Origin of the sequence: Paenibacillus barengoltzii NBRC 101215, assembly GCF_004000745.1 — a bacterium.
GTDB classification, from domain to species: Bacteria; Bacillota; Bacilli; order Paenibacillales; family Paenibacillaceae; genus Fontibacillus; species Fontibacillus barengoltzii.
Genome location: NZ_BILV01000049.1, coordinates 25,669 through 50,591 on the forward strand (window position 1 = coordinate 25,669; position 24,923 = coordinate 50,591).

The window sequence follows — 24,923 nt, forward strand, 5'->3', positions numbered from 1 at the left end:
CTTCAGGACAACCTCTTACCTCATGTTTATGCTATTTTTCGTACAGATAGACGAATCAAATGAAGCATGTCCGCTGTAAGTTAATTCTGAACAGAATCTTCGGCCTACAACAACTCTTTACGCAGTTGCTCCGGCGATTTCGGCGACAACAGGCCGAACGGAATATCAAAGACCGTTTTCGCCCCGGACTCACCAGCTTGCGACAGCTTGTACGCTGCGCGAGCGTAAGCGACCAGCACGCTAGCCGTAAATTCCGGATTGCTGTCCAGCTTCAGGCTGAACTCGATCAGCTGCGTGCTGTTTGCACCGGTCCGGCCGCTGCGCAAGACCATACCGCCGTGCGGCATCGCGGAGTGGTTCGTTTTCAATTCTTCCTCACTAATGAAGTGAACAATCGTGTCGTAGTCCGCGAAGTAGTTTGGCATCGACTTGATCTCTTGCTCGATCTTCGCCAGATCCGCCCCTTCCTCCGCAACGACGAAGCATTCCCGCAGGTGTTTTTCACGAGTGGACAGCTCTGGGTTTTCTCCGTTGCGTACGCGTTCTACGGCTGCCTCTACCGGAATGGTGTACTGTTTGCCGTCCTTCACGCCAGGCACGCGGCGAATTGCATCGGAATGACCTTGGCTGACCCCTTTGCCCCAGAACGTATAGTCCTTCCCTTCCGGGAGTACAGCTTCCGCCAGCAAACGGTTCAACGAAAACAAACCTGGATCCCAGCCCGTCGAAATCACGCTGACCGTTCCTGCTTTCTGCGCTACTTCGTTCACTTTTGCAAAGTATTCCGGAATTCTCGCATGCGTATCAAAGCTATCGACCGTATTAAACATCGACGCCAATTGCGGCCCTTGCTCCGGCAGATCTGTAGCCGACCCGCCGCACAGAATCATTACGTCGATTTCACCTTTATATTTTTCAATTTCGGAGATATGAACCACACCGCTGGCGGCAGCCACCTCGTCTGGTTGTCTGCGCGAAAAAATCGCTTTCAATTCAAAGTCAGGATTCTGCTTCAGCGCCATTTCCACGCCCCGTCCCAAATTTCCGTAACCTACGATACCGACATTAATTGTTGCCACTGAATATCCCCCTTCATGATGGTTAAACTCGTCATAACCCATAGACTAACCCCCATTGTAATGGACGCTCCTCATTTTTTGAATAGTTTACATGCAAGGTTAGCGTTTTTGTTTAAACATTCTGCATATTTGTGCAAATTATTTGACGTTTGATGCAAACCCTGGATTGCCAGGCTTCACAGATTAGACACAATTAGATAGAAATTGAGGCACGATATAGCCCATTCTAGTCATACTCAGGCGGAATTAATCCATGTAAAATGGTAATCATTGTGAGGAAGCTCATAGACTATCTGAATTGAGGATGAATTCGATTGAACAGGTTTCTTCGTAAATGGACAGGTTTCGCGGTTATCGCATGTATTATCGTTCTTGTTCTAACACCAGCTTCTGTTTTTGCCCACGCATATGTGGTTTCTTCCAATCCAGCAGCAAACGAGACATTAGACACGTCCCCAGAGATGATCGTCATCGATTTTAATGAACCGATTGAGGCAGGCTTCCATAAACTCGAAGTCATTGGCCCCAATGGAGACGACGTAACCGATGGCGAAGCGGCAATCGATCCCCAGAAGCCTTCTCGGCTGACCGTCTCCCTGCAGTCGGATTTGCCGGAGGGGCTGTATACGGCAAAGTGGAATGTGGTTTCCGGCGACGGTCATGCCATCTCGGGCACAATTCCGTTTCAGATCGGTCATGGTGATCCAGGCGGTGAGAGCGGGCTCCCGATCCATTCAACGACGGATGGCGGCAGCTCGTTTCCAGGATGGAGTCTGCTATTAGTCCGCTGGCTATTTTATGGCGGAATGACAGCCTATCTTGGGGCTGTTGTCTTTCATGCTTGGCTTCTCCCCCGCATGGACAACGCCTGGGGGTCCGAACGGTTGAAGCGGCGCAGCCGTGTCCTATGGCTAAGCGGACTGATCGCCTCCTCCGCCGGCATTCTGCTTAGTTTGCCGCAGCAAACCGCTGACGATGCAGGCGGGGGATGGAAGGAAGCGTTGGATCCGGCACTTTGGCGGCAAACGCTCGTGTATACCACCTTCGGGGAGATTTGGAAGGTTCAGCTCCTATTGCTGGGAGGTTTGCTCTTATGGACGCTGTACCTGCTGCGCGCCAGCAGAAGCAACCGACCATCTCAGCTTCCTTTGCTTGGGGCTATGCTGCTTGGCTTAGGGCTGCTGCTCTCCAAGGCATTTATTGGACATGCCGCCACGGCAGACCTGCGAGGACCAGCCATAGCGGCAGACTTCCTGCATTTGGCCGCATCCTTGATCTGGCTGGGCGGTGTTGGTGCGATAGCGTTTTTGCTTCCGGCAGCAGCCAAGACTGTCGCTGGAGAAGAGGCCCTGAAATCTGCACCGTCACACCTCCCTCTCTCTTGGCAGACGGTCCGGCGTTTTTCCATACTCGCCTTCATTATGGTAGCTATCCTGGTACTCTCTGGCGTGTATGGGAGTTTGTTGCACGTACCAACGCTTTACTCGCTAACGCATACGACATATGGTCTTGTACTGTTGGCCAAAATTGCCCTGACCCTGATCTGCCTGCTGCTTGGAGGTTGGTCCTTCCTGCGTGGAAGACAGGCAAGGAAGCCGCTGAACGCCGCCGGCATATGGACGGAATTGGGAGCAGGACTAGCTGTGCTTCTATTGGCTGGTGTCCTGGCGAACTTGCCCACAGCCGCTGCGTCCCCCGGCCCCGCTGCTCTGATCCATCAGTTGGATGATGGAACGAAGGTCACGATCCGCATAAGTCCAAACGTTGCTGGCACCAACACCTTTCAGGTGAATGTGCTCGGTCCGGATGGTCAGCCCCGCAGCGATGTGGACCAAGTGACGCTGGAGCTAGCGTCAAAGGAAATGGACATGGGCACGATCGAAATCCTCTTCCCCGGCGGCTCCCCTCCCGAGGCGAGCGAATTGATTACAATGGGCGGCCGCTGGAACATTCACGTCCATATTCTGACAAGTTCACTCGACAGTTACGATTACGATACAGAGCTGACAGTAGGGAATCCGTAGAGGAATAATCTTAACGATGATCAAAGGAGTTTTTAGTTATGTTCAATCCAATACGTAATTTTAAAAAGCCGTTTTGGCATTACGCAGCAATCGCTTCTGCTATTGCATGGATCTTGATTCTTGTCTTGTTCACCAGCACGGCCAGTGCACATGTAACGGTTAAGCCCAGCCAATCCCCAACGGGAGCCTGGGAAACCTATACCATCAAAGTACCTGTGGAGAAAGACATTAATACGGTGAAAATCGCCCTCAAGATCCCGGAAGGAGTCGCCTTCAAACAGTACCGCCCCGTACCGGATTGGAACGTAGAGCTGACAACCGCGGAAGATGGAACCGTCACGGCGGTCACCTGGACGACTGAAGGCGCTGGCATCGGCCCCGGCGAGTTCCAGCAATTTGAATTCGTCGCGCAAAATCCTGGCAAGCCCGCGGAACTGGCCTGGGACGCCTTCCAATATTACAGCGACGGCAGCGTTGTAGAATGGACCGGCGCGGAAGATTCCGATCGCCCCCATTCATTAACGGTGGTGAGCGCCGCGGAAGGCGCTGCGGATCATACCGGTTCACACGGTGGAACGGATGCCGCGTCAGGCACCACGGAGGACGCCGGACATGATCACAGCAGCACCAATGAAAGTGCGACAGCCGACAATACGGAGACGAGCGGTTCAGACAGCGAATTCTCATCCTCATCCCCGTCCAATGAGAGTGACAGTGGTTCCCCAACTGGCACGACGGCTCTTGTACTTTCGGCCTGCGCGCTGCTCGTATCGTTGGTTGCTTTAGGGCTGACGTTACGCTCCAGACGCAAGTAAGCTGATCGCATAAAAAACAGCGAGTCTCCCCCACGCTTCATCGCGCTGGAAGACCCGCTGTTTTTTCATAACGGATATATCCATTTATTTCATGCCGATGGGTGCCTGATCGAATGGCTCCTTCCCGGAGCGCTGTTGTTCCCGGGGGATGCCGAACAGGCAGCATAACGCCAGCAACATCCCAACGGACGCGCTGATGAACAGCGCCGGATAACCAAACGCATCGATCACCCAGCCAAGAAGCGGAGGCGATGTAATTGCGGCCAGGGAAGATACAAAGTAATAAATCCCTGTACGCGTCCCGATGCTCTCCTCCCGCCCGGTGGCAACAATCCATGGGTAAGAGTTGATGTTAATACACGCCCAGAAGATCCCCCCGACAATAAGCAGCAGGCGCAGCCACAGAACAGAGTCAACGAACACCATCACACCAAACACAACAAACAATCCGGCGACACCGATGGAAATGATCGCTTTTTTCCCATAACGGGCTCCCAGCCAGCCGCTTGGCAACGCAAATAGCAGAAACGCAAGCGAGAAGAACGTCAACGAAAAAGAAGCTTCCGCATCGTTCATCCCAATCTGCTTGGTGCCGTACAACGTGAACAATGCCTCAACGCCTTGATAAGCCACGAACCAGAAGAAAATGGCCCCTAAAATCAATACTGTCGTCTTGTCCAGCTGGTCCTTGATGCGAATCTGCGGTTTTGGCTTCCTGCCGGCTTCATCATCCTCGGCGAACCCCGCCACAAGCGCTGCGGCAGGTTCACGGATCACCGTCTTCAGAACCAACAAACAAATGAGCATCACAACTCCGGCAAAAAGAAACGGCATATACGAGCCGATCCCATAAAGCTGAGAGCCGATGCCAAAAGCCAGCACCGAGCCAATGCCGCCCATGAAGTTGATAATACCGTTTGCTTTGGTCCGCTGCGGCTCTGGCGTAATGTCAGGCATAAGTGCCACCGTCGGTGCGCGGAATAAGCTCATCGATAAATTCATTAACACCATAAACAATACCAGTGTGACGAACCCGGTATGCCAAGGGATCAAAGCCGCAAACACAGCCCCTAACGGCATGCCAATCAGCAGATAAGGCATCCGCCGTCCGTATCGGGTATTCGTCTTATCACTGCGGTGTCCAATCCATGGCTGCAATACAATGGCGAAATAATTATCGATCGTCATCATAAACCCGATCATCGCGGCGCTCTTCAAATAGTCGTCCAAAAACAGCGGAACAAACGCATTGTACAACGCCCAGGTCAAGCTAATGCTAAAAAACCCGAGACCCAGCAGCCATGTTTTTCTCATCCGTACACGCTCCTTATTTGACCAGCAGTTCAGCCAAGCGATCCGGGTAATCGGTAATGATACCGGCCACACCCGCTGCGATCAGCGCCTGCATCAGCTTTGTATCGTTTACCGTAAACGGATGATAAACGACTCCGTTCGCCTTGGCCTCCGCCACCAGCTCTGGCGTCAGCGCGTATTGATAAGCGTGGAGCGCGTCCGCGCCCACCCGCTTCGCATAATCCCACGGTTCATACAGGCCTTCCATGTACAAAATTCCGGTACGGATGTCCGGAGCCAGCCTTTTGCATTCAACGAGAGAATAGTGATTAAAGCTGGAAATGATGATCCGTTCGCTTAAGCCAAAGCGGCGCACCGTATCCAGTACCTTTTGCTCGATGCCCGGGTATAATACGACGCCAGTTTTCAGTTCGAGGTTGACGATGGTATCCGTGTTCCGAACGAGGTCCAGCAACTCCTCCAGCGTTGGAATGCGCTCACCCGCAAACTCCTCGCGGAACCAGGATCCCGCCTCCCGTTGCTTAATTTCGGTCAAAGTCAAATCCTTGACCCACTCCGGCGTTCCCGCCGTCCGTTGCAGCGTCTCGTCATGGATGAGAACCAGTTCTCCGTCGCGCGTCATCTGCACGTCCGTTTCAATACCGGTCGCCCCAAGCTCCAGAGCTTTGGCAAAAGCCAGCATCGTGTTCTCCGGGTAATACCCCGCAGCCCCGCGATGCGCAAAATTAATAATATCGCTCAAAAGGATCATCCTCCCAGGCATTTATTTAAAATTAATATTAAACATTCCCCTACTATAATCCTGCATTGTTAGGCCTGTATAAAAAAGCACCCCATAGCGAGATCGATAAAGGGATCCTCTCGCTGCGCCTCTTTGCACGATTATCCCCTTTGCTCAGAATTGGGGGATCTAGGAAGAGAGTCTTCTAGCTACCTCTTTGCACCATTATCCCTTTTAATCAGAATGGGGATCGAGAAAAGGGATCCTCTTACTGCACCTCATTGCACGAATATCCCTTTTGTTTCAGAATGCGGGATCTCTTCTAGTCTCTTTGCACGATTATCCCCTTTGCTCAGAATTGGGAAATCCATGAACGGGATTGAAATGAGGTGGCCCGTGGAGCTGATCATTCCGATTTTTACGAAGATAAGATGGTTATCTGGGATTTTTTTCTTGATTAACGAACATATGTTTGATATAATGACAAAAAAAGAGAACGTACGTGCGTATTTAGTGAACTAGAGGAATTTGAATTGGAGGGATCGGACTTGGAATTAGGTATGAATCCGGAGCTTCAATCTATCAGCAGCCGTTTTCAAAGTGAGGCCGACTGCATCGAGGCGATCATCGCTATGAAGTGGCCAAACGGCTTCGTCTGCCCGCGCTGCGCTTTTACCGAATGTACCCGCGTGTCCTCCCGTCGCCTTCCTTTGTTTGAATGTGGAAGATGCAGCTATCAAGCCTCGCCTTTGGTTGGCACCATATTTGAAAGAACTCATCTGCCCCTGGTGAAGTGGTTTCAAGCCTTGGAGCTGTTCCTGCTTCCCGACGGCATCTCGGCGCTCCGTTTGAGTCAGGTAATCCAAGTTACCTACAAGACCGCTTGGCTCATGCTGCACAAAATCCGCCATAGCCTCAGCGAATGTGATGCCCGAAATCTGCTTTCTGGAGAGGTAAAGGTGAACCGCGATCAGTATGGAACGGATCCCAACCGTTTTCATCCAGTTTCTCAACCTTATGCCACCGCAGTCGTCGCCGGTTGCACGGTAACTGAGTCTGGTGAACCCGGGCGAGTGAAGATCCAACTGGTATCACATAAAAGAGGAAGCGAGCAATGGGCTACCCGGTGCGATCTCGTCGCGTTCATCAACAAACATGTAGACGTCCATACCTCAACCAAGCGGTGGTTCCCTTTCGTTTATCGGATGTATCTGCCCTTACGGAGAGTCGTGAGACAAGCAAGGGACTCGATCAGACGCACGTATGTCGCCTTGGGGTTAACACATTTGCAGGCGTATTTGAATGAGTACACCGTCCGCCGTCACCTGCGCATGTCCTGTTCCGAGGAAGAGATGCGCCAGAACCTGCTACAGATGTGCTTGTCCATTCCTGCGATCCCTTACCGACAGTTAATCGCACGCCACCAGAACGCACGCCATCGGAAGCCGTTCCTTGCAACAGCGGCGTAAATTGAAACGCTCGGGGCATTAAACTTGTCTTTATAATCTGGATCTGGACTTGAACTTCTTGTCCTCTTCAATCTGAATTTCACTTTCAATTCTGGACGATCTATTACTTCCTTTAACTTTTGTAACTTGCCTTCTTGCCTCAGCTTCAATCTGCCATATTGGTCATACTCCTAGGTCGTATTCCTAGGGCTATCTTAGGTTTTTTACGATTAAGTAAGGACTTAGCTCTCGACTGCTTCAAAGCAGGCTATTCTCCTCAGACAAAGCGCTTTTTCGTAACAACGATTTCTCTTTCTCTACTGCCTGATTCAACGGGATAATCATGAAAAAGAGGGCGGCTGCATAGGTTCCTACCTATCTTCGACAAAGGGAGCATAAGAAAAACGTGCCGCTGCAAATGCAACCGCACGTCGGTCTTCCATCTGTCTATGAAAGTAAAGATTAGGAACGATTCACCGCCAACGGCTCGGCTTTTCGCAGCTCGGCGTTTAGCGCCGCAGCCTCGCGGATCGCCCGGGCGTCCTTGAAGATCTCGCCCGGTCTGCTGGCTTTGCCGATCACATAACCGGCAAACGGTAACCCCACGAAATCAAACGTGTACTGCAGCTGTTGAATGAGCGGCAGCGCTTTGATCCGCGGATTATCGCCGCCGACCACGACGGCATAGGCTGTTTTGGCCGCCATCCGCTCTTTAAAGTTGAAACGGACATCGCGCAAGCTTTGCGACCAGCGATCGATGAAGTTCTTCATCAAGCCGGATGGCCCGTACCAATATACCGGCGTGGCGAAGATCAAAATATCATGCTCCAGCACCTGCAGGATCAGCTCGTCGTAATCATCGTCCACGGGATCGAAGCCGCCTTCGTCGTGCCGTTGATCGTGGATCGGTTTGATTTCTTTCTCCCGCAGGATGATATTCGTATAGGGTAACCCCTCTAAAACCAGCCGCGTCAGTTCCTCCGTGTTTCCTCCATTCCTTGCACTTCCCTGAATGACAGCAATGCGCATTCCCTGCACTCCCCTCCGAATTCTCAAGCGAAACTTCCCGAAGTTGCGCCTGCTTTACGCCTATTTATTGTTATGCGACAGGCATCTGAAATATATGCAATCTTCATAAGTTTATGGCGTTTTTTCGGGAAACGTGCAGGGGGTTGTCTAATGATACGTAGGTAGAACGACACCGGGACCTGCCAAAGCTTCAGCAGAAGCTGACTTTGGCCCTGATCCGGGACTAGAAACCGCGCTATTCCGATTCAATCGCCAAACCTCGTTCCCGCCGAGGTTTACCGGATAAGCTCGGCCCCCAAATTCCAGCAGACCCTCCACCGTCCGAACGCTCATCCCGATGAGCGCTTTAGGCTCACCGCGTCGATCGGTGACGAGACGGGTCCCGTAGGGAAACCGGCAGTACGGCTCCCCGTCCCGGTATACGGTGCTGCCTTCACGCGTATTGACTAGCTCGAATACCGTGCCGTCCACTTTCCGGGCATACGCGGTTTCCTCGGCCGGTACTTCCCCGTGATCCATCGGATAAGGCAGCAGCCCGGTGAACCACAGCTCTTCCTCCGGCGTCGGCAGGATGCCGCACAACCGCTCCACATAGTCGAGCAGACACAAAATCGCAGGGGAGTAGGTCTCGGTGAAGCCTTCCTCTCCCGTCCAAGGGCTGAGGCACTGTGCGAAACGCTCCATGCGGGCCATCGCCGACAGAATCGGCTGCAGTACCCAGGTTAGCTCCACATGCCGCCCGTGGTACTCAAACGCATGCGGAGCACGGATTAAGCTAAGGAAGTTTGTCGTCCCCGCCCAGGTGTTGTAGGCCGACGACGGATCAAACCGCGGGTCGTCCATGGCAATCGAAGTGAAGGGATACTTGGCAAAAAACTTCCGCGTATTCAGCAAATATCGTCGCAGCGACGAAGCGAAAAATTCCCCGTCCCCCACCTCGCAAGCCAATACGCGCAGCAGCACGTCAGACTGGATGCGGACGAACTGTCCGCTCGCGTCCACGTCGTAGAAGAACCCGTCTTCCGCATCATAGCAATGATTCATCAGGCTGGACAGGCTCGCCTCCGCTTTAGCTGCCCACTCCGGTCCTGCTGCCGCCCCCAGCTCCGCGGCGATGTCCGCCAAATAACGCCGCTGACAGTAGACGTTAGCCGTCAGATCCGGCGCCAAAAACGGCAGCACCGGCGAGTCCGGATCGTACCGGCGCGGGTCGCCCAGATGCGACGTATCCGGCACATGCCAGAAGCGCGGAGATAGATCATGCCCCGTATCGAACGTGCAAAACGCCTCCACGCAGCCCGTCCCCCGCGTATCACGGAACGCGGCCAGCCAGGCGTCGTGCCGCTCCATGGCGCGGTACATCTTGTCCAGGAACTCCCGGTCCGCCCGGCCGTTCAGGCGGTAGTGGTTCCATACCGAGCGGGCCAGCGGCGTGACCATCTGGATTTGCCGGTATGCCGGTCCCGTGCCGGTCACCTTGTAGGGCATGAGGCCATCGGAGCGTTGGTAATCGGCAAACAAGGTGAAGGTCGCCTGCGCCACCGACGGCACAAAGCGGCTGAGCAGCTCGGTATTGATCGTGCCGGTGCTCTCCAGCCAAGTGCCGAGGTACACGCCGCCTTCATGCAGCACCGGCACGCCGCTCACCGACGGCACGATGCAATCGAGCAGCTTGCGCACGCCGGCGTAATAGACCCGCTCCAGCGGGCTCCCTTCGTTCGCCGCGAATTTGACGCCCGAAGCGGCAAACTCCTCCAGCACGGCTTGATCCGTGCTCTTACGCAAACCTTCTCCGCCTACAGCTGACACAACCTCCATCTTGCGCAACCGCTCCAACACGCCCATCTCTCCCATTTCCCCCATCTGTCCAACCTCACCTATCTCTGCACTTCTTTCGGATGCGCGTATAATCGCCCGTCCTGCTCCGTCACCGGGATGAAGATCGGACGTTCATTGGGGCTGTCGTTTGGCGTATGAATCGCCAGTCGCAGCTCGCCCGCGAACGTGCGGAACACCATCCCGTGGCCGCCGTCCCGTTTATACAACGGCTCTGCGTCCTGCACCCACGGGCCGGTAATGTCTCCACCAGCTTGGCGAGCGCAGCCGATCGTGTAGCCGCCGTCGCTAAAACTGGACCAGAGCAGCAGCAGCTCGCCGTTATCAGCGCGGTACAGGAAGGGGCCGTCCGTGACGTAATTGGCCCCGCCGCGAATCCCTTCGGCCCATGGTGCCTCCGAAGCCCGGAACAATAGCACAGGCTCAGACACCGCCCGGTCCAGCTCGCGGCTTAGACGCACCGCGCAAATCTTCCCGTCCTGCACCTGCACCCATTCATGGCAGAATACCATCCAGGGCTCGCCCTGCGGGTCGACGTAAAACGTCCCGTCCAAGCACTCCCAATCGCGCGGCGTCAACGGCCCGTCCCCAAGCGGCTGGAACGGGCCCAGCGGGCTGTCCGCCACCAGCGTTTGCGTGCCCCGGCATCGGCCGTCTGCCTTGAAGGTGGCGAACATGTAGTAGCGCCCCTGCCACTCATGCACCTCCGGCGCCCAGTAGTTGAAGTCCGACCAGAAATCCGGCTCCGGGCGGAACGCCGGGTAAGGACCTTCCCATGCCGCCAAATCCGTGCTCACGTAAACGTCAAACCCGCGCGGTTTGCCCTTCCAGCACGTCTCTCCGATCGTGCCGTACATATAATATTTGCCTTCCGCCGGCATCGGCAGGAGGAACGGATCCCGAATATGGATGTCCGATAACGCCAAGGTCATAACCAATCCCTCCTAGAAGTCGTGTACAGTTCACCGTCCTGTCAGCTTACTTCAGCCCCGTCGTCGAAATCCCCTCGACGATATAACGCTGGAAGATCAGGAAGATCACAATGACTGGGGCAACCGCCACCGTTGACATTGCCATCAGCGAGCCCCAGTTCGACGTGCTGGTGGAGTCGATTAAGGAGCGCAAGCCAATCATGACCGTAAACAGCTTCGGACTGTTCAGGTAGATCATTTGCCCAAAGAAGTCATCCCACGTCCAGTAGAACGTAAAGATCGATGTTGTTATCACCGCCGGTACGCACAGCGGCATAATGATCCGCGAATAGATTTGCCAAGATCCACAGCCGTCGATCCGGGCGCTTTCGTCCAATTCCATCGGCAGCCCGCGGATAAACTGCACCATCAGCAGTACGAAGAACGCATCCAACGCAAAAAACTTCGGTACCACGAGCGGCAGAAACGTATTCACCCATCCGAACGTGTGGAACAGAATATATTGCGGAATGAGCGTCACTTGAAACGGCAGCATCAGCGTCATCAGCATCATGCTGAACCAAAATTTCTGCCCCGTAAAATTTAAACGCGCAAAGGCAAAGGCGGCCAGCGAGCAGGAGATCACGTTACCGATCACCGCCAGCGCCGCAATAATAAAGGAGTTGATCAGGAAATGCCCAAACGAGTACCCTTGAATCCCCCGCCAGCCGTTGACGTAATTGGAGAGAGTGAAGGAGTCCGGCCACAATCCCATGTCCGAGAAGATTTCCGCATTGGGCTTGAATGAACTGCTGATCATCCACAACACCGGATAAATCATGATCGTCCCGATCACAATCACCACCACGTGTCTCCACAGTTTGCTTAAGTTTAGCCGCAACACCATCTATCTCAGCTCCTTTCGTCCTTGCCGTCGCCGTAATAAACCCAATACTTTGAGGAAGCGAATACGATCGCTGTAAATATCCCAATGATCACCAACATCACCCAAGCCATAGCCGAAGCGTAACCCATATTAAAGTAAGAGAAGCCCTTCAAATACAGGTACAGCGAGTAAAACATCGTCGAATCGATCGGCCCGCCATGGCCGTCCCCGATAATGTACCCGGAGGTAAATACCTGGAACGAGCTGATCATGTTCATCACCAGGTTAAACAGGATCACCGGCGACAACAGCGGCAGTGTGATCCGCAGAAACTGACGTGTCCGGCTGACACCGTCCACCGCCGCAGCTTCGTAAATTTCCCCCGGGATCTGCTTCAGTCCCGCCAGGAATATCACCATCGACGAGCCAAATTGCCAAACCGACAGCGCAACGATGGAATAAATAATGTAGCTCGGATTCGCCACCCAATCGGGTGCATTAATATGAAAAATTTCGAGAAACCGGTTAAACAATCCGTCGCCGGAGAAGATTTTTTTCCAAACTACCGCAATCGCCACGCTCCCCCCTAACAACGAAGGGATGTAATAGACGGTCCGATACAAACCAAGCAGCTTTAACCCTTTATTCAAAATAATCGCCACCGCCAGGGCGAACACCAACCGCAGAGGAACAGAGAGGAACACGTACTGAAACGTCAGCTTCAATGAATGAGTAAACGTGGCATCCCCCGTAAACATCTCCGTAAAATTCTGCATCCCAATCCAAGCCGGCGCCTTCAACATGTTATAGTTCGTAAAGGACAAATACAGCGAAGCCAAAATTGGCCCAATCGCCATGCAAAAAAATCCAATCAACCAGGGCAACAAGAACAAATAACCCGTTAAGTTCCGTTTCAAGGCTCGACGTCGCTTGGGCTTTACGATCGTTTGGGTTGCCACACCTGTCACCGAATCCATAAGTCAACACCTCCGTAACCATCATTCCTGGGTTCAGAAAAAGGGGAGCCCAGCGGTTCCCCTCTTCCTTGTGACAGGCTGGTTAATTTGTCGTAGCGCTCAAGTTCGCCTGTAAGATTTTTTGTCCCTGTGCATAAAAATCATCTGCCGCCTTCGCGATGTCCATCCGTCCGAACGCCACGTTCTGGCTGGCTTTCAGCAGCTCTTGCTTAAACTCGTTGGAGCCCGGAACGTTGTAAAGCAGGTCAACATCATCCACCGCCACGATATCCAGGTAATCGTAGACCACTTTATCCGTTTCGGAGGCTTCCGCCTTTAGAACGGCCCGCATCTCCGAGGAGACCGGCACACCGCGGTTGTTGCCGAGGATCTTCGCCGCATCGGGATCGTTCACCCAGAAGTCCATGAGCATCGCGACTTCCTTCGGATGCTTGGTATTGGCATAGCCCACGATGTTTTGACTCGATTGAACAGAGATCATGCTGCCGTTGGGTCCCATCGGAACTGGAATCAGCGTCAGCTTATCTTGGGACATTTTTTGGAAATCAGCAAATTGGTTTGTCGGAATAAACTGCATCGCCACTTGGCCTTTTGCCACCAGAGACATGCTGGTGTCGTCCGGATCAGCGGAGATTTGCAGCTCCGGCGTTACGATGCTGCCTGCTTTCCGCATGCCTTCCCAGAGCGTAAACCACTCGGCGACATCCGCCGCCTCGAAGCCCAGCTTCTTCTCCGGCTCATTGTAAATCATCTTGTCGCGCTGAGTCAGATATACCCCAAACTGGTCCATCTCGCCGGAATAATCGTACGAGCCGTAAATGCCTTCGCCCGTCGCCGCAATCTGTTCATTGATTTTGACAAAATCGTCCCATGTCCATTCCTTCGTTGGCAGCGAAAGACCGGCCTTCTCAAACAGCGCCGTGTTCGCGAGAATCGCCGTCGAGTTCGCCCCAATCGAGATCCCCCGAAGCTTACCTTCAAACGTGTTCACGTTAATGAGCTGCGGCGAAATTTTGCTGGTATCGACTTCATTGCCGACGTACGGAGTGATATCCAGCAGTACATCCCGGGTGGCATATTCCAAGATATTGCTCCCTAACGTAAACAGGTCCGGGGCCGTCCCCGATGCCAGCTGCGTATTCAGCTTATCGAAATAACCATCAAAAGGAGAGAACTCGGGAATCACCTTGATGTTCGGGTGTTTTTCCTCGAACTTCTTCAGCATGGCTGTCGTAATATCCGCCCGGGTTTGGTCCCCCCACCACATGACGCGAAGCTCAACCTGCTCCTCGCTGGCAGCACCTCCCGCCTCTGACGGCTGGTTCGTATTCCCGGTCGTTGCGCTCCCAGCATTGCTGTTCCCGGAGCCGCACGCCGAAGCCAAGATGGCTGTCACCAGCAACAAACTGGCCAACAATATCGCCTTTGTCTTCTTCATCTCTTCCTTCCCCCTTTATGAGAATGGTCTTGCTGATTAAATGGTAGCGCATACAAAAAAGGAGAAGAATCCAATTTCTTTGGGCATTGGACTTTTACTTTTTTTAGATGTTCTTATCTTTCTGCCGGTATTCGGATGGACTGACCCCAAACACCTTCTTGAATTTGGTGCTGAAATAGCTGGCATTGGAGAAGCCCGTCAGCTCCGCAATATCGCTTAAGGACAACGGGGTTTCATCAAGCAGCTGCACCGCTTTGTTCATGCGCACATCGGTCAAGTATTGGAGAAAGGATTTGCCGGTTTTGGTTTTGAACAGATCGGACAAATAGGACAGGTTGTAGTGGAACTGATCGGCGATTTGCGATAGGTTCAGATCGTTCATGTAATTCAGTTCGATCATGTCCTTCATCGCTTCAACGATGGAGGGCTCCTCTCTTGTACTGTCCCCCTTCTTCAGCGAAAACAGCGGCTCCGCCAGCCCATACAGGAACCCGCAGGCTTTGGATACGGTGCCGAGCCCCCATACTCGCTCCGGATCCAACCAGATCTCGTCCTTCTCCCGCAGCGCAAGCCCCATGGCATCCGCTGCCGCTTCGATGGCCAAGCAGCATTGGAAAATCAGCTTGATAAACTGCGGGTGCGAGAAAGCCAGCGCGGCGGCGAGCTCCTCCTCCACCAGCTTCTCAAACGCTGCCTTGCGGCCGTCGGCCAAATGCCGCTGCAGCAGCTTCAGCTTGTCCTGGGCCGCCAGCTGTGCCGGATCCGCCAGGCCCCGCGTAGGCTCCGCTCCGGCTTGCTGCGTGTGCCGGCTCATATACCAGGCCAGCACGGAGGAAAGGTACCCCTCCCGCCATGCCTCCAGACCTTGCACGGGTTCGCCGGCCATCACCAGCGCCTTCTGTTTCAAATAGCTGCGGACAATATCAGCCACTTGGCTGGAGAAGCTTTGCACAGCGGCTGGATCGCCCGGCACGATGGCAAACAGCAAGTCGGGATGCTTCGCTTCCCGAAAGACCGGGATACCGGGAGCAGAACCGGTTGTACCCGCCAGCTCGCGGCAAAGCAGCTCAAACGGCAGACGCAGGCCGGATTCCTCCGGCGCTTCTTCCGGTGCCGGCGGTAACCCGATCGCCACAAAACGCACCGGTTGCTCCGCCAGTTCATTTAAGCCAAACAACCGAACCCGTTCCGGCCACAGGTGGCTGCTGCCTGGATAAGCTCGGATCACGCTCTGAATAAATTGCTCCTTCATTTCCTCCAGGTAGCGGGACAGCTTCCATTCCGCCAGCTTCCGCTCCGCCTGCGCCGAGCGCTCCCGGTCCAGCTCAGAAGCGACCCTGCCCAAGGCTCCGGCCAGTTCGCTCCGCGTCACCGGCTTGAGCAGCAGGTCGCTGGCGCGATTTTTGATCGCCGCATGGGCGTACTGAAAATCGTCATATCCCGTCAGCACGATCAGACGAATATCCGGATATTGCCGGGAACAGCTTTCGAGCAGCTCCACCCCGTCCATGATCGGCATGCGCATATCGGTAATGATAATGTCGCAGTCCCCGGTCTGAAGCCACTCCAGCGCCTCCTGACCATTCCCCGCTTCCCCGGCGATCTGGAGGCCCAGCTGCTGCCAATCGATTTTTAGCCTTAGTCCTTGACGAATCTCCCGTTCATCATCAACCAGCAGCACGTTATACATCCGCATTTCCCTCCCCTATCGGCAAACTCAGTGTGATCGTCGTCCCTTCCCCGGGCGCCGATTGAATCGAAAACGCAAAGCCAGCTCCATAATAAAGCGCACACCGGGCCAAAATATTCCGCAAGCCGATCTGTCTCCCGCCGGTGCTTAATACCTGCTCCAGTTGGGAATGCTGGTACTCCTCGTTCAGCTGCCGCACCAAGTCCGGCTCCATGCCAACTCCGTTGTCGGCCACCTGCAAGAGCAGCCGTTGATCCTCCTCCCAAATCCGGATGCGCACAACGGCAACGTCGTTTTTGACCTGACTGTATTTCACGGCATTTTCCACAAGCGGCTGCAAAATAAACTTCACGATATACACCGGACGGTCCGGCACCGCGTTCTCCAGCGTCAAAACCAGCTGTTCCGCAAACCGATGGTGCAGAATCGCAGCGAAAGATTCGGTATACGTCACTTCGTCACGCAACGGGATCAGATCGCTTTTGGCATTCAGCGAGAAGCGCAGCATTTTGCCTAGCGATTCGATAACGTCAACTGCATCATCCGTTCGCCTCTGGATCACCAGACTGCTGAGTAACTCCAACGTGTTAAACAAAAAATGCGGATTAATCTGCATCAGCAGCGCCCGATATTCCGCCTGTTGCCGGCGCAGCTTCAATTCAAACTCGCTTTTCAAATGGGCGCGCAGCCGTACAATCATGTTACGGAACGTGGCCGTCACGAACCCGACCTCATGGTTCACCTGCTGCCGCTCAGGAATACGCTGCTCCGCCTGGGCGAACTCCCCGCGCTGGACAAGCCGCATCGCTGCCACCAAGCCGCCCAGCGGTTTGGTAATGCTGTAGGAAATCCAGACGGCCGCAAGGACAGCGAACACCAACAGTGTCCCGGTCGCCACCAAAATCCCTGATTTCAGATTGATCAGGTTGGCCAGCAGTTCATTTTCCGAGACCGCCCCAACGAGCATCCAATCGTTAAATTGCAGTTTTTTATAGACGTAGATCATGTCCTCGCCCTGAGGTTTGGCATAAAATACGCCTTCCCGCGGCCCCCGCTCCCGGATCTCCCCCAGCTTGTTCAGGACCGGTTCGCTGAAATCTGATAACGGCTGGCCTAACAGCGGTTCACCTTCGCCGCTAAGCAAAAAAATCGTACCATGGGTTCCGAGATGCACCTGGCTGAGCGGGTCCTTGAAGTATTCAGCGCGAACGTTCACCTTCATGATGGCGGTAGCTTGGGAAACGCTGAACGTCCCGATCGGGATCAGGAAGCTGATGACCTCATGCTCCTTCAAACGCACCGGTTCAAACGGATCCACCGCCGCCGGGGCCCAATGCTGCTCAGACTCGTAAAAATTTCGATACCAGTCCGTCTCCAAAAACGACGGGTCCTGCAAGATCCGGTTGTCCAGACCGACATACAGCCCGTCTTTGCGATAGATCGAGGCGGTGGCGATGATGGAATAGTTGTTCACCGTCCGGGTCAGAAACTTGCTGAGCTGGATATTTTTCAGCATCTTCTGCCCTTCGGACTGCGTGGGATCGGAGACAAATTCACTCCACTCATTCGTGATGTCACTGTTATAGATGACTGAGGAGAAATCGTAGATTTGGCCAATCGTGGAGTTGATGAGTGCGGTGTAGGCCGTCATTTTTTCCAATGCCGCCGTTTCGCTGTCAGAGCGCAGGATCGCGCTGGATTTGTTATAGCTGATCAGGAACATGACACAGAAGGAAATGACCAATAAGACGACAAATACGGCAATCAGCCGATTGCGCAAAGAAAAAAACATCGGGCGCCCCCCCTTATGCACAACACTATAACGAAAACGCCCAATTCCCGCAATAAGCGCTTACATAGGCGTGGCGTCAAGCTATTTTTCATTTCATCAGCCAGAATCCCTCCCGCATCCAAGCCTCTGCCCCGACTTCCAGACGAGGGAGCGACCCGACCAAGGTCCAGTTCACAAACCGTCCCCAGCCCGTTATGCGCTGCCGCTATTCCCGGTAGAATGAAGACATGAACAACGGATAACCCAATCGATGCATTAGGAACTTAGACTCAATAATCCTGATTGACTTAAAAATAAATGAAAGCGAGTGGTTGACCATGAGAAAACTGTATCGTTCGGCAACGGATAAGCAATTGACCGGCCTGTGCGGCGGGATCGCCCAATGGTTTGGGATGGACTCCACAGTTGTGCGGCTGATCGCCATCGTGGCGCTATTCTGCAGCTTTGGCACCATCGTTGCCCTGTACTTAATTGCGAGCTTGATCGTTCCGAAGGAACCGATCGGCAACTACAGCTACGATGACCCGTTTGCTCCGTTTTGATCGGTGAAGGTTCCCAAACTTAATTAACTCTAAAGGAGAGATTTCAATGAGCAGCGTATTTGATCGTATCGCCAATCTGGCTAAAGCATCCATTCATGAAGTGTTAAACAAACTGGAAGATCCGGTCCTGATGACCGGCCAATACTTACGCAACCTGGAGGACGACATCGCCGCCGCGGAGAAATTGTTGAAGGAGCAGCAAATGACTGCGACCGTTCAGGAGCGAAAAAGCGCAGATATCGCCCATCTGGCCAAGCAAAGTGAAATTCGGGCTTTGACCGCCCTGGAGCAAGGGGATGAAGTGACGGCGCGCCATGCCGCTGCGGAGAAAATCCGCTACGAGGAGCAAGCACAGCTGTACGCGAAGGAGGCGCAGGAAGCCCGCGACCGCGTCGCCGAGCTGGAAATTCGCATTGCAGAAGGGAAAGCGGAGTTCGCCCGCTTGAAGGAGAAACGGAATGAGCTGGCAGCCCGTGCCCGCAAAGTCCAAATCAAAGCCGAGACCGAACGACCGAACTTCAGCCGTGGAATCGAAAGCGGCGCAGCCGCGCGGGGCTTCGAGCGCATGGAAGAGAAAATTCTGAGCTGGGAGGCTCAGCAAGAAGTCTCCTCCAGCTACGGGAGAACGGCCGGCGTCGCGGATGCAGGGATTACCCAGTCCGCCGCCGTCAACGAAGAGCTGGAACGCCTGAAGGAGCAATTGTCGAACCGGCATTCCTGAGCCGTTCATATATAGAGGAACCGCCCGAACAGATCGGGCGGTTCTTTTCATTTAGGCCGGCATCGAGCCGGGATCGGCGGCAAGGTAGCATATCTGCGGATGAACCGTCTTCACCCCGGGACAATACCGAGCGAGAGAGCTTCTTATTTGCCATCCTTGCCTGTTTTGAACACTTCGCCAATCGCGCCGAGACTTCCCAGCGTCTCGATCGCATTCGACGGGAGAAACACCTTGTTGGCTGGTCCCTTGGCCACTTCCTTCAACGCATCAAAGGATTGGTACGCCAAGACAGCTTCGGTTAAGGCGGCGTCGCGCAGCATTTCGATCCGCGCTTTTTCGGCAGCGGCAATCGACTCGATGGCTTTTGCTTGACCCAGCGCCTCCAGCTCCTGGGCTTGACGGAAGCCTTCGGCTTCGCGAATCCGAGCTTCCTTGTCACCCTCCGCCTTCAGGATCTTACTTTGCTTGTCACCTTCCGCACGCAAGATCATATCCTGCTTGGCAGCTTCGGCCTCAAGCACGATCGCCCGTTTGTTCCGTTCGGCCTTCATTTGCTTATCCATCGCTTCTTGGATATCCACCGGCGGCCGGATGTCCAGCACTTCAACCCGTTCGATCCGCACGCCCCATTTCTCGGTCGCTTCATCGAGCGCCGTCCGGATATCGGTCGAAATCTTCTCCCGACCGGATAACGTTTCGTCCAGCTCCATTTTACCGATGATTTGACGCAGCGTAGCTGTTGTAATGTTCCGTACCCCGTACACAAAATCGGAGATGCCGTACGTTGCTTGTTCCGGACTGACCACCTGATAGAAAATAATCGTATCGATCTGCACCTGTACGTTATCCTTGGTGATTACGGTTTGCGGCGGTACATTCGTCTGTTGAATCCGCAAATCATGATACGTCCGAACCTGGTCGATGATCGGGATCAGGACGTTCAACCCCGGTGTCAGCAAGCGGTTAAATTTACCGAGTCGTTCGACGACACCTACCCGTTGTTGCGGTACAATTTTGACTGTCAGCGAGATAAATACAACAGCAACAACTACAATTACCGCAATAATTGCCCATTCCATTAAGTCAATTCCTCCCATCTTTCTACTTCGATAATTGTACTGCTTCGCGCCAGCACCCGAACCTTCTCATCCCTACCGATCGGGACGGAGGCTTTCGCGCTCCACGAATCTCCCCCAACTTTCACGATGCCGTATTGACCGGGTTCAATCGGTTCCACAACGACGCCTTGCTTCCCTACCAGTTCGGTACCGATGTCCTTAAACCCTTTTGCCTTGCGAAATTTTCTGGAAAGCGGCTTCGTAAACACCGTCAAGACGACAGCGACCAGACAGCCCAAAGCGACCTGCCAGAAGTAAGCTTCGGGGGCCACCCAAGCTACGACTACCGCAACCAGCGCGCCGATGCAGAGCCATAGCAGGTAAAAAGTCATCGTCATCATCTCAAGTACCAATAAGATTCCGGCGACGATGAGCCAAATCGCCCACATTTCCATCCCCCTGTTGCACCACCTTTCAGCATTATAGTTATTTATACGGGAAACATACCAAAAAGTATCAAGGAATATTTTGTTTTCTTATCTTTTCGGGACTTTCCTCCTGTTCTGATGCCCTTTTGCAGGATTATCCCTTTCGTTCAGAAATGGGGCATCATCGAAAACGGAGGATTAGAGGATCACCTGAACATCTGAACATCTGGACAGGAAATCGCCCCCTGATGCAACGGGATAATCACGAGAAGCGGGCGGCTGACATAAGCATTTCCTCGCAAAAAAATAACCGCCGGGCATACGCCCAGCGGTTTTCGTTTGCATGTATCCGTGCCATACGGCATTAACGGAGATTAAGCAGTTACAGCATCCAAATCTACGTCGCGTTTGAACGTCTCGGTGTCGTTCTCGCCCATGATCTTACCAGTGATCACGCCAGCAGTGATCGAGTCATTGACGTTCAGCGCCGTCCGGCCCATATCGATCAACGGCTCAACGGAAATCAAGAGGCCTGCCAAAGCAACCGGCAGGTTCATCGTCGACAGGACGATCAGCGAAGCGAACGTAGCCCCGCCGCCAACGCCGGCAACCCCAAACGAACTGATCGTTACAACCAGGATCAGCGTCAGAATGAAGTCCCAGCTCATCGGGTTAATCCCAACGGTTGGAGCAATCATCACCGCCAGCATTGCTGGATAAATCCCGGCGCAGCCATTTTGCCCGATCGTTGCACCAAACGAAGCCGACAGATTAGCGATTCCTTCCGGAACGCCCAGACGTTTCGTTTGCGTCTCCACGTTGAGCGGAATCGTCGCCGCACTGGAACGCGAGGTGAATGCAAATACCAGCGTCGGGAACACTTTACGTACATACTGAATCGGATTGTAGCCAAATGCGGCCAACAGAATCAAGTGAATGATAAACATCACGATCAGCGCCACATACGAAGCTCCAACGAACTTAATCAGCTTCAAGATTTCTTCCGCATTAGTCGTAGCAGCAACGTTCGTGATCAACGCCAGAATCCCGTAAGGCGTCAATCGTAGAACCAACGTCACGATCCGCATCACTACAGCGTATACCGCTTCGACCATTTTGCGGAATGTATCTGCTTGTTCGGGCTTTTTCTTATCGAGTCCAAGTACTGCTACCCCGATAAATGCTGAGAAAATAACGACTGCCAAAGTCGAGGTGCTCCGAGCACCGGTCATATCTGCAAACGGATTAGTAGGAATGAAGTCGAGCACTTGTTGCGGAATCGTCTTGCCTTCCACTGTGCCCAGGCGATCCTCAAGGGCCGCTCCGCGCGCCTGCTCTCGATCCCCCGCCTCGATTTCAATCGCCTTCAGATCGAAGCTCAAGCTGGTCACGATGCTGACGCTCGCCGCGATCGCTGTAGTAATCAGCAATACCGCGATGATCAAGGCGCTCATTTTTCCTAAGTTTTGCTTACCTTTCAAATTCATGATGGCCGAAATAATCGAAACCATGATCAGCGGAATAACAACCATCTGCAGCAGCCCGACGTAACCACGCCCCGCCAAGTTAAACCAGTCGGTTGATTTCGCGATAACCTCAGAGCCGGCGCCGTAGGATGCCTGCAGGATTACCCCAAATACAAGCCCGAGCCCCAGTCCGGTAAACACCCGTTTGGTAAAGGATATGTGCTTCTTCTGCATCCAAATCAGAATGCCGATCAGCACAAGCATAACGGCTACATTAATAATGATACGCAAGGTATCCATAACCAGATCTCCCCCTGAATATAGTCCATAAATTCGTGTTCGCATCCTGATAGGTAAACGCCCAGATGCGATTTACAAATCGTATGATATCACATATGCAAGTATTTTGATAGGATTAATTTTCACACAACTTGTCGCTAAATGAAAAAAGCTTATCCCGCCTAATCCGGTAAGTCTTTGATACAACTTCATGCATTTATAATCCTAACGATTGCACACTGATATCTTTCATAAATGGGATGAATTGGATCGTTTTTTCGTTAATTTTTGGCTCGATCTTCTGGACAATTCATTTTAAGTTAAATAAATCATCAAATAATCAATTATTCAGGAGATAATGATTGATTTATTCCATAAAACAAAATAATTTGCTTGGATATTCTGTATTTTCTCGTTTTTTCCTTTGTGCAAACGTTTTATTTTCTTTGTTACTCCGGTATGATGGTGAAATAAAGGTACTTTTGCGAAAGGAAGATGATCGATGCTCATCCCAAGTCTTCTTCGGCGATTTCAGCTGCGGCAAAATGGAAGCGCTGTCCCAACGCTTCAGCCGCACCCAATGCGATTCCTGATCGTGCTCATGGTGCTGCTGCCAATGCTGCTTGCCGGCTGTACGAGTACATCGGACAGTAACGGCTCCGCCACGGAACCAACAGGGAATACCAACGACACTGCGACTATTCCAAGCCCAAACGCCCCTGAAGGCGGGAAAGCCGCTGCCCCAGATGCGGTGGATTCCCAACCCTCTACGGTTTTTTATGAAATATTTGTTCGTTCCTTTGCTGATTCGAACGGTGACGGCATTGGGGATTTCAAGGGGTTAATCAGTAAGCTTGACTACTTAAACGATGGAAACCCGGAGACGGATTCCGATCTGGGGATTGGCGGTATCTGGCTGATGCCGATTAATCCTTCGCCAAGCTACCACGGTTATGACGTCACCAACTACAGGGACATTCATCCAGATTACGGGACGATGGACGACTTCCGCACGTTTTTGAATGAGGCCCATAAGCGCGGGATCAAGGTCATTATGGATTTGGTGGTCAACCATACTAGCAAAGAGCATCCATGGTTCACCGAAGCGGCTGCGGATCCAAACAGCCCGTATCGGGATTGGTACGTTTGGGCCGAGGAACAAGGCCGGAAGGTGTCCGGCACCAGTGCCGCCGGAAGCGGCAACCCCTGGCATAACCTGAACGGCAGCCATTACCTTGGCATCTTCTGGGAAGGGATGCCGGATCTCAACCTCGATAATCCGGAAGTGCGGAACGAAATGATCAAGACCGGCCAATTCTGGCTAGAGCAAGGCGTAGATGGGTTTCGCCTGGACGCAGCGAAGCATATCTACGAGGATTTGCTGACCGACAAGAGCCAAGAAACCACGAACAAAAACGTGGCTTGGTGGCAGGAATTCCGCAGCGGGCTCAATGAAGTCAAGCCGGACGCCTACCTCGTTGGCGAGATCTGGGACCCTTCCGCAGCGCTGATCTCCTCCTATTTGGACAGAGCGTTGGATTCCGGGTTTAATTTCAGCCTGGCCGAAACGATCCTCAGCAGCGTCAAGAATGAAAAGGACGCCAATATCCCTTATACGCTGGAGCGAACGCATAAGCTGTACAGCGAAAAATCCGGCGGCAGCTTCGTTGACGCGACGTTCTTGACCAACCATGACCAGAACCGGGTTATGACCCAACTGGAGGGAGATGTGCCGCATGCGAAGATGGCTGCGAGCCTGCTGCTCACGCTTCCCGGCAATCCGTTTATCTATTACGGCGAGGAAATCGGCATGTTTGGGGCGAAGCCCGATGAGCTGATACGTGAGCCTATGCGCTGGACACCGGACGACAGTGAAGGCCAAACGACCTGGGAGCCTGCCGTGAACAATGCCGGCATCCAAGGCCTCAGCGTAAGCGAGCAAACCGGCGATCCCACCTCCCTGCTGTCGCATTATCGCCAGTTAATTCGGATGCGCAACGAAATTCCGGCATTAAAGGACGGCGCGATTCAGGAATATGCAACGGATCAGCCGGGCATTACAGCCTTTGTTCGTTTGACGGAAGAGCAGGCGGTGCTCGTCGCTCACAACTTGACGGGGCATGAACTCACCGTCTCCTTGGATCCGAACCAAGCCGACGGCAAGAGCTTCACCAAGCTGCTTGCGCAAACGAGTGAAGGCGCAATTCTCAGCAGAAACACGTTGACGCTACCCGCTTATTCAACAGCGATACTAGAGTAGATAAAAGCCCTGCAGCTAAGCCAAAGCTGCAGGGCTTTCTAATGTAACGGACCATATGGACGTTATTTGCACACTTTGCGTCTATTTTAAAATCTAACGGACTCCAATGACGTTATTCGGGCTAAAACTAGCATGTGAGGCACTAGCCTTGCACCAAACCTGACATGAGAAATTACAGAAAAATTGTTTGTAAAATATCCTAAATATGG

20 protein-coding genes are annotated in these 24,923 nt (G+C 53.3%); 6 read left to right on the forward strand and 14 right to left on the reverse strand.

The window, feature by feature from the left end; genetic code table 11:
* Positions 1-104: 104 nt before the first annotated feature.
* Positions 105-1,079: a diaminopimelate dehydrogenase gene (locus PBA01S_RS14345; RefSeq protein WP_028540135.1), complete on the reverse strand. Its 975-nt coding sequence runs from the start codon at positions 1,077-1,079 to the stop codon at positions 105-107.
* Between the two features lie 314 nt (positions 1,080-1,393).
* Between PBA01S_RS14345 and PBA01S_RS14350 the strand changes: the two genes are divergently transcribed.
* On the forward strand, positions 1,394-3,103 hold the full coding sequence (locus tag PBA01S_RS14350) for a copper resistance CopC/CopD family protein (protein ID WP_127576234.1): 1,710 nt from the start codon (positions 1,394-1,396) through the stop codon (positions 3,101-3,103).
* Positions 3,104-3,141: 38 nt separating this feature from the next.
* Positions 3,142-3,918: a YcnI family copper-binding membrane protein gene (locus PBA01S_RS14355; protein WP_127576235.1), complete on the forward strand. Its 777-nt coding sequence runs from the start codon at positions 3,142-3,144 to the stop codon at positions 3,916-3,918.
* Between the two features lie 84 nt (positions 3,919-4,002).
* Here PBA01S_RS14355 and PBA01S_RS14360 read toward each other — a convergent pair whose 3' ends face one another.
* Both PBA01S_RS14360 and PBA01S_RS14365 read right to left on the reverse strand, forming a co-directional pair.
* On the reverse strand, positions 4,003-5,232 hold the full coding sequence (locus tag PBA01S_RS14360) for an SLC45 family MFS transporter (protein ID WP_127576236.1): 1,230 nt from the start codon (positions 5,230-5,232) through the stop codon (positions 4,003-4,005).
* Positions 5,233-5,245: 13 nt separating this feature from the next.
* Positions 5,246-5,974, reverse strand: coding sequence for a glycerophosphodiester phosphodiesterase (locus PBA01S_RS14365; protein ID WP_127576237.1), 729 nt, complete (start codon positions 5,972-5,974; stop codon positions 5,246-5,248).
* 527 nt (positions 5,975-6,501) lie between these two features.
* On the opposite strand from PBA01S_RS14365, the gene PBA01S_RS14370 reads away from it, so the two are divergent.
* Entirely contained in the window at positions 6,502-7,422 is a 921-nt protein-coding gene (locus PBA01S_RS14370; RefSeq protein WP_009223965.1) for a transposase, read from the forward strand.
* 441 nt (positions 7,423-7,863) lie between these two features.
* On the opposite strand, the gene PBA01S_RS14375 is transcribed toward PBA01S_RS14370, so the two are convergent.
* From PBA01S_RS14375 to PBA01S_RS14410, 8 genes are all read right to left on the reverse strand, one after another.
* Positions 7,864-8,430 (reverse strand): flavodoxin family protein, encoded by a 567-nt coding sequence (locus PBA01S_RS14375; protein ID WP_009223964.1) that lies wholly within the window; start codon positions 8,428-8,430, stop codon positions 7,864-7,866.
* Positions 8,431-8,577: 147 nt separating this feature from the next.
* Entirely contained in the window at positions 8,578-10,293 is a 1,716-nt protein-coding gene (locus tag PBA01S_RS14380; RefSeq protein WP_028539838.1) for an MGH1-like glycoside hydrolase domain-containing protein, read from the reverse strand.
* Between the two features lie 14 nt (positions 10,294-10,307).
* On the reverse strand, positions 10,308-11,198 hold the full coding sequence (locus PBA01S_RS14385) for a glycoside hydrolase family 43 protein (protein WP_028539837.1): 891 nt from the start codon (positions 11,196-11,198) through the stop codon (positions 10,308-10,310).
* Positions 11,199-11,244: 46 nt separating this feature from the next.
* Positions 11,245-12,084, reverse strand: coding sequence for a carbohydrate ABC transporter permease (locus tag PBA01S_RS14390; protein ID WP_028539836.1), 840 nt, complete (start codon positions 12,082-12,084; stop codon positions 11,245-11,247).
* Positions 12,085-12,089: 5 nt separating this feature from the next.
* On the reverse strand, positions 12,090-13,040 hold the full coding sequence (locus PBA01S_RS14395) for a carbohydrate ABC transporter permease (RefSeq protein ID WP_036700962.1): 951 nt from the start codon (positions 13,038-13,040) through the stop codon (positions 12,090-12,092).
* 82 nt (positions 13,041-13,122) lie between these two features.
* Positions 13,123-14,478, reverse strand: a complete 1,356-nt coding sequence (locus tag PBA01S_RS14400; RefSeq protein ID WP_127576238.1) for an ABC transporter substrate-binding protein — start codon at positions 14,476-14,478, stop codon at positions 13,123-13,125.
* 103 nt (positions 14,479-14,581) lie between these two features.
* Positions 14,582-16,168 (reverse strand): response regulator transcription factor, encoded by a 1,587-nt coding sequence (locus PBA01S_RS14405; protein WP_164744165.1) that lies wholly within the window; start codon positions 16,166-16,168, stop codon positions 14,582-14,584.
* Positions 16,161-17,960 (reverse strand): cache domain-containing sensor histidine kinase, encoded by a 1,800-nt coding sequence (locus PBA01S_RS14410; protein WP_028539832.1) that lies wholly within the window; start codon positions 17,958-17,960, stop codon positions 16,161-16,163. Before PBA01S_RS14410 ends, PBA01S_RS14405 begins: the two co-directional genes overlap by 8 nt.
* 317 nt (positions 17,961-18,277) lie before the next feature.
* On the opposite strand from PBA01S_RS14410, the gene PBA01S_RS14415 reads away from it, so the two are divergent.
* The gene (locus tag PBA01S_RS14415; protein ID WP_016313714.1) at positions 18,278-18,502 is read left to right on the forward strand and encodes a PspC domain-containing protein; all 225 of its coding nucleotides are present in this window, start codon (positions 18,278-18,280) and stop codon (positions 18,500-18,502) included.
* Between the two features lie 46 nt (positions 18,503-18,548).
* On the forward strand, positions 18,549-19,223 hold the full coding sequence (locus PBA01S_RS14420) for a PspA/IM30 family protein (protein ID WP_028539831.1): 675 nt from the start codon (positions 18,549-18,551) through the stop codon (positions 19,221-19,223).
* Positions 19,224-19,366: 143 nt separating this feature from the next.
* Here PBA01S_RS14420 and PBA01S_RS14425 read toward each other — a convergent pair whose 3' ends face one another.
* From PBA01S_RS14425 to PBA01S_RS14435, 3 genes are all read right to left on the reverse strand, one after another.
* Positions 19,367-20,302, reverse strand: a complete 936-nt coding sequence (locus tag PBA01S_RS14425) for an SPFH domain-containing protein (RefSeq protein WP_085170867.1) — start codon at positions 20,300-20,302, stop codon at positions 19,367-19,369.
* The gene (locus PBA01S_RS14430) at positions 20,302-20,736 is read right to left on the reverse strand and encodes an NfeD family protein (protein ID WP_085170866.1); all 435 of its coding nucleotides are present in this window, start codon (positions 20,734-20,736) and stop codon (positions 20,302-20,304) included. The genes PBA01S_RS14425 and PBA01S_RS14430 overlap by 1 nt, the downstream gene beginning before the upstream one ends.
* Positions 20,737-21,083: 347 nt before the next feature.
* Positions 21,084-22,475, reverse strand: coding sequence for an L-cystine transporter (locus tag PBA01S_RS14435; protein WP_085279763.1), 1,392 nt, complete (start codon positions 22,473-22,475; stop codon positions 21,084-21,086).
* A 559-nt stretch (positions 22,476-23,034) separates the two neighbouring features.
* Here PBA01S_RS14435 and PBA01S_RS14440 point away from each other — a divergent pair.
* On the forward strand, positions 23,035-24,714 hold the full coding sequence (locus tag PBA01S_RS14440) for an alpha-amylase family glycosyl hydrolase (protein WP_085170964.1): 1,680 nt from the start codon (positions 23,035-23,037) through the stop codon (positions 24,712-24,714).
* Positions 24,715-24,923 lie beyond the last annotated feature (209 nt).

Excerpts from the sequence above, each read along its gene's own strand:
- PBA01S_RS14430 (WP_085170866.1), bottom strand. The coding sequence starts at position 20,736 with ATGGAAATGTGGGCGATTTGGCTCATCGTCGCCGGAATCTTATTGGTA.
- PBA01S_RS14385 (WP_028539837.1), bottom strand. The coding sequence starts at position 11,198 with ATGACCTTGGCGTTATCGGACATCCATATTCGGGATCCGTTCCTCCTG.
- PBA01S_RS14360 (WP_127576236.1), bottom strand. The coding sequence starts at position 5,232 with ATGAGAAAAACATGGCTGCTGGGTCTCGGGTTTTTTAGCATTAGCTTG.
- PBA01S_RS14425 (WP_085170867.1), bottom strand. The coding sequence starts at position 20,302 with ATGGAATGGGCAATTATTGCGGTAATTGTAGTTGTTGCTGTTGTATTT.
- PBA01S_RS14405 (WP_164744165.1), bottom strand. The coding sequence starts at position 16,168 with ATGTATAACGTGCTGCTGGTTGATGATGAACGGGAGATTCGTCAAGGA.
- PBA01S_RS14420 (WP_028539831.1), top strand. The coding sequence starts at position 18,549 with ATGAGCAGCGTATTTGATCGTATCGCCAATCTGGCTAAAGCATCCATT.
- PBA01S_RS14395 (WP_036700962.1), bottom strand. The coding sequence starts at position 13,040 with ATGGATTCGGTGACAGGTGTGGCAACCCAAACGATCGTAAAGCCCAAG.
- PBA01S_RS14440 (WP_085170964.1), top strand. The coding sequence starts at position 23,035 with ATGCGATTCCTGATCGTGCTCATGGTGCTGCTGCCAATGCTGCTTGCC.
- PBA01S_RS14390 (WP_028539836.1), bottom strand. The coding sequence starts at position 12,084 with ATGGTGTTGCGGCTAAACTTAAGCAAACTGTGGAGACACGTGGTGGTG.
- PBA01S_RS14435 (WP_085279763.1), bottom strand. The coding sequence starts at position 22,475 with ATGGATACCTTGCGTATCATTATTAATGTAGCCGTTATGCTTGTGCTG.
- PBA01S_RS14380 (WP_028539838.1), bottom strand. The coding sequence starts at position 10,293 with ATGGGGGAAATGGGAGAGATGGGCGTGTTGGAGCGGTTGCGCAAGATG.
- PBA01S_RS14410 (WP_028539832.1), bottom strand. The coding sequence starts at position 17,960 with ATGTTTTTTTCTTTGCGCAATCGGCTGATTGCCGTATTTGTCGTCTTA.
- PBA01S_RS14355 (WP_127576235.1), top strand. The coding sequence starts at position 3,142 with ATGTTCAATCCAATACGTAATTTTAAAAAGCCGTTTTGGCATTACGCA.
- PBA01S_RS14375 (WP_009223964.1), bottom strand. The coding sequence starts at position 8,430 with ATGCGCATTGCTGTCATTCAGGGAAGTGCAAGGAATGGAGGAAACACG.
- PBA01S_RS14415 (WP_016313714.1), top strand. The coding sequence starts at position 18,278 with ATGAGAAAACTGTATCGTTCGGCAACGGATAAGCAATTGACCGGCCTG.
- PBA01S_RS14400 (WP_127576238.1), bottom strand. The coding sequence starts at position 14,478 with ATGAAGAAGACAAAGGCGATATTGTTGGCCAGTTTGTTGCTGGTGACA.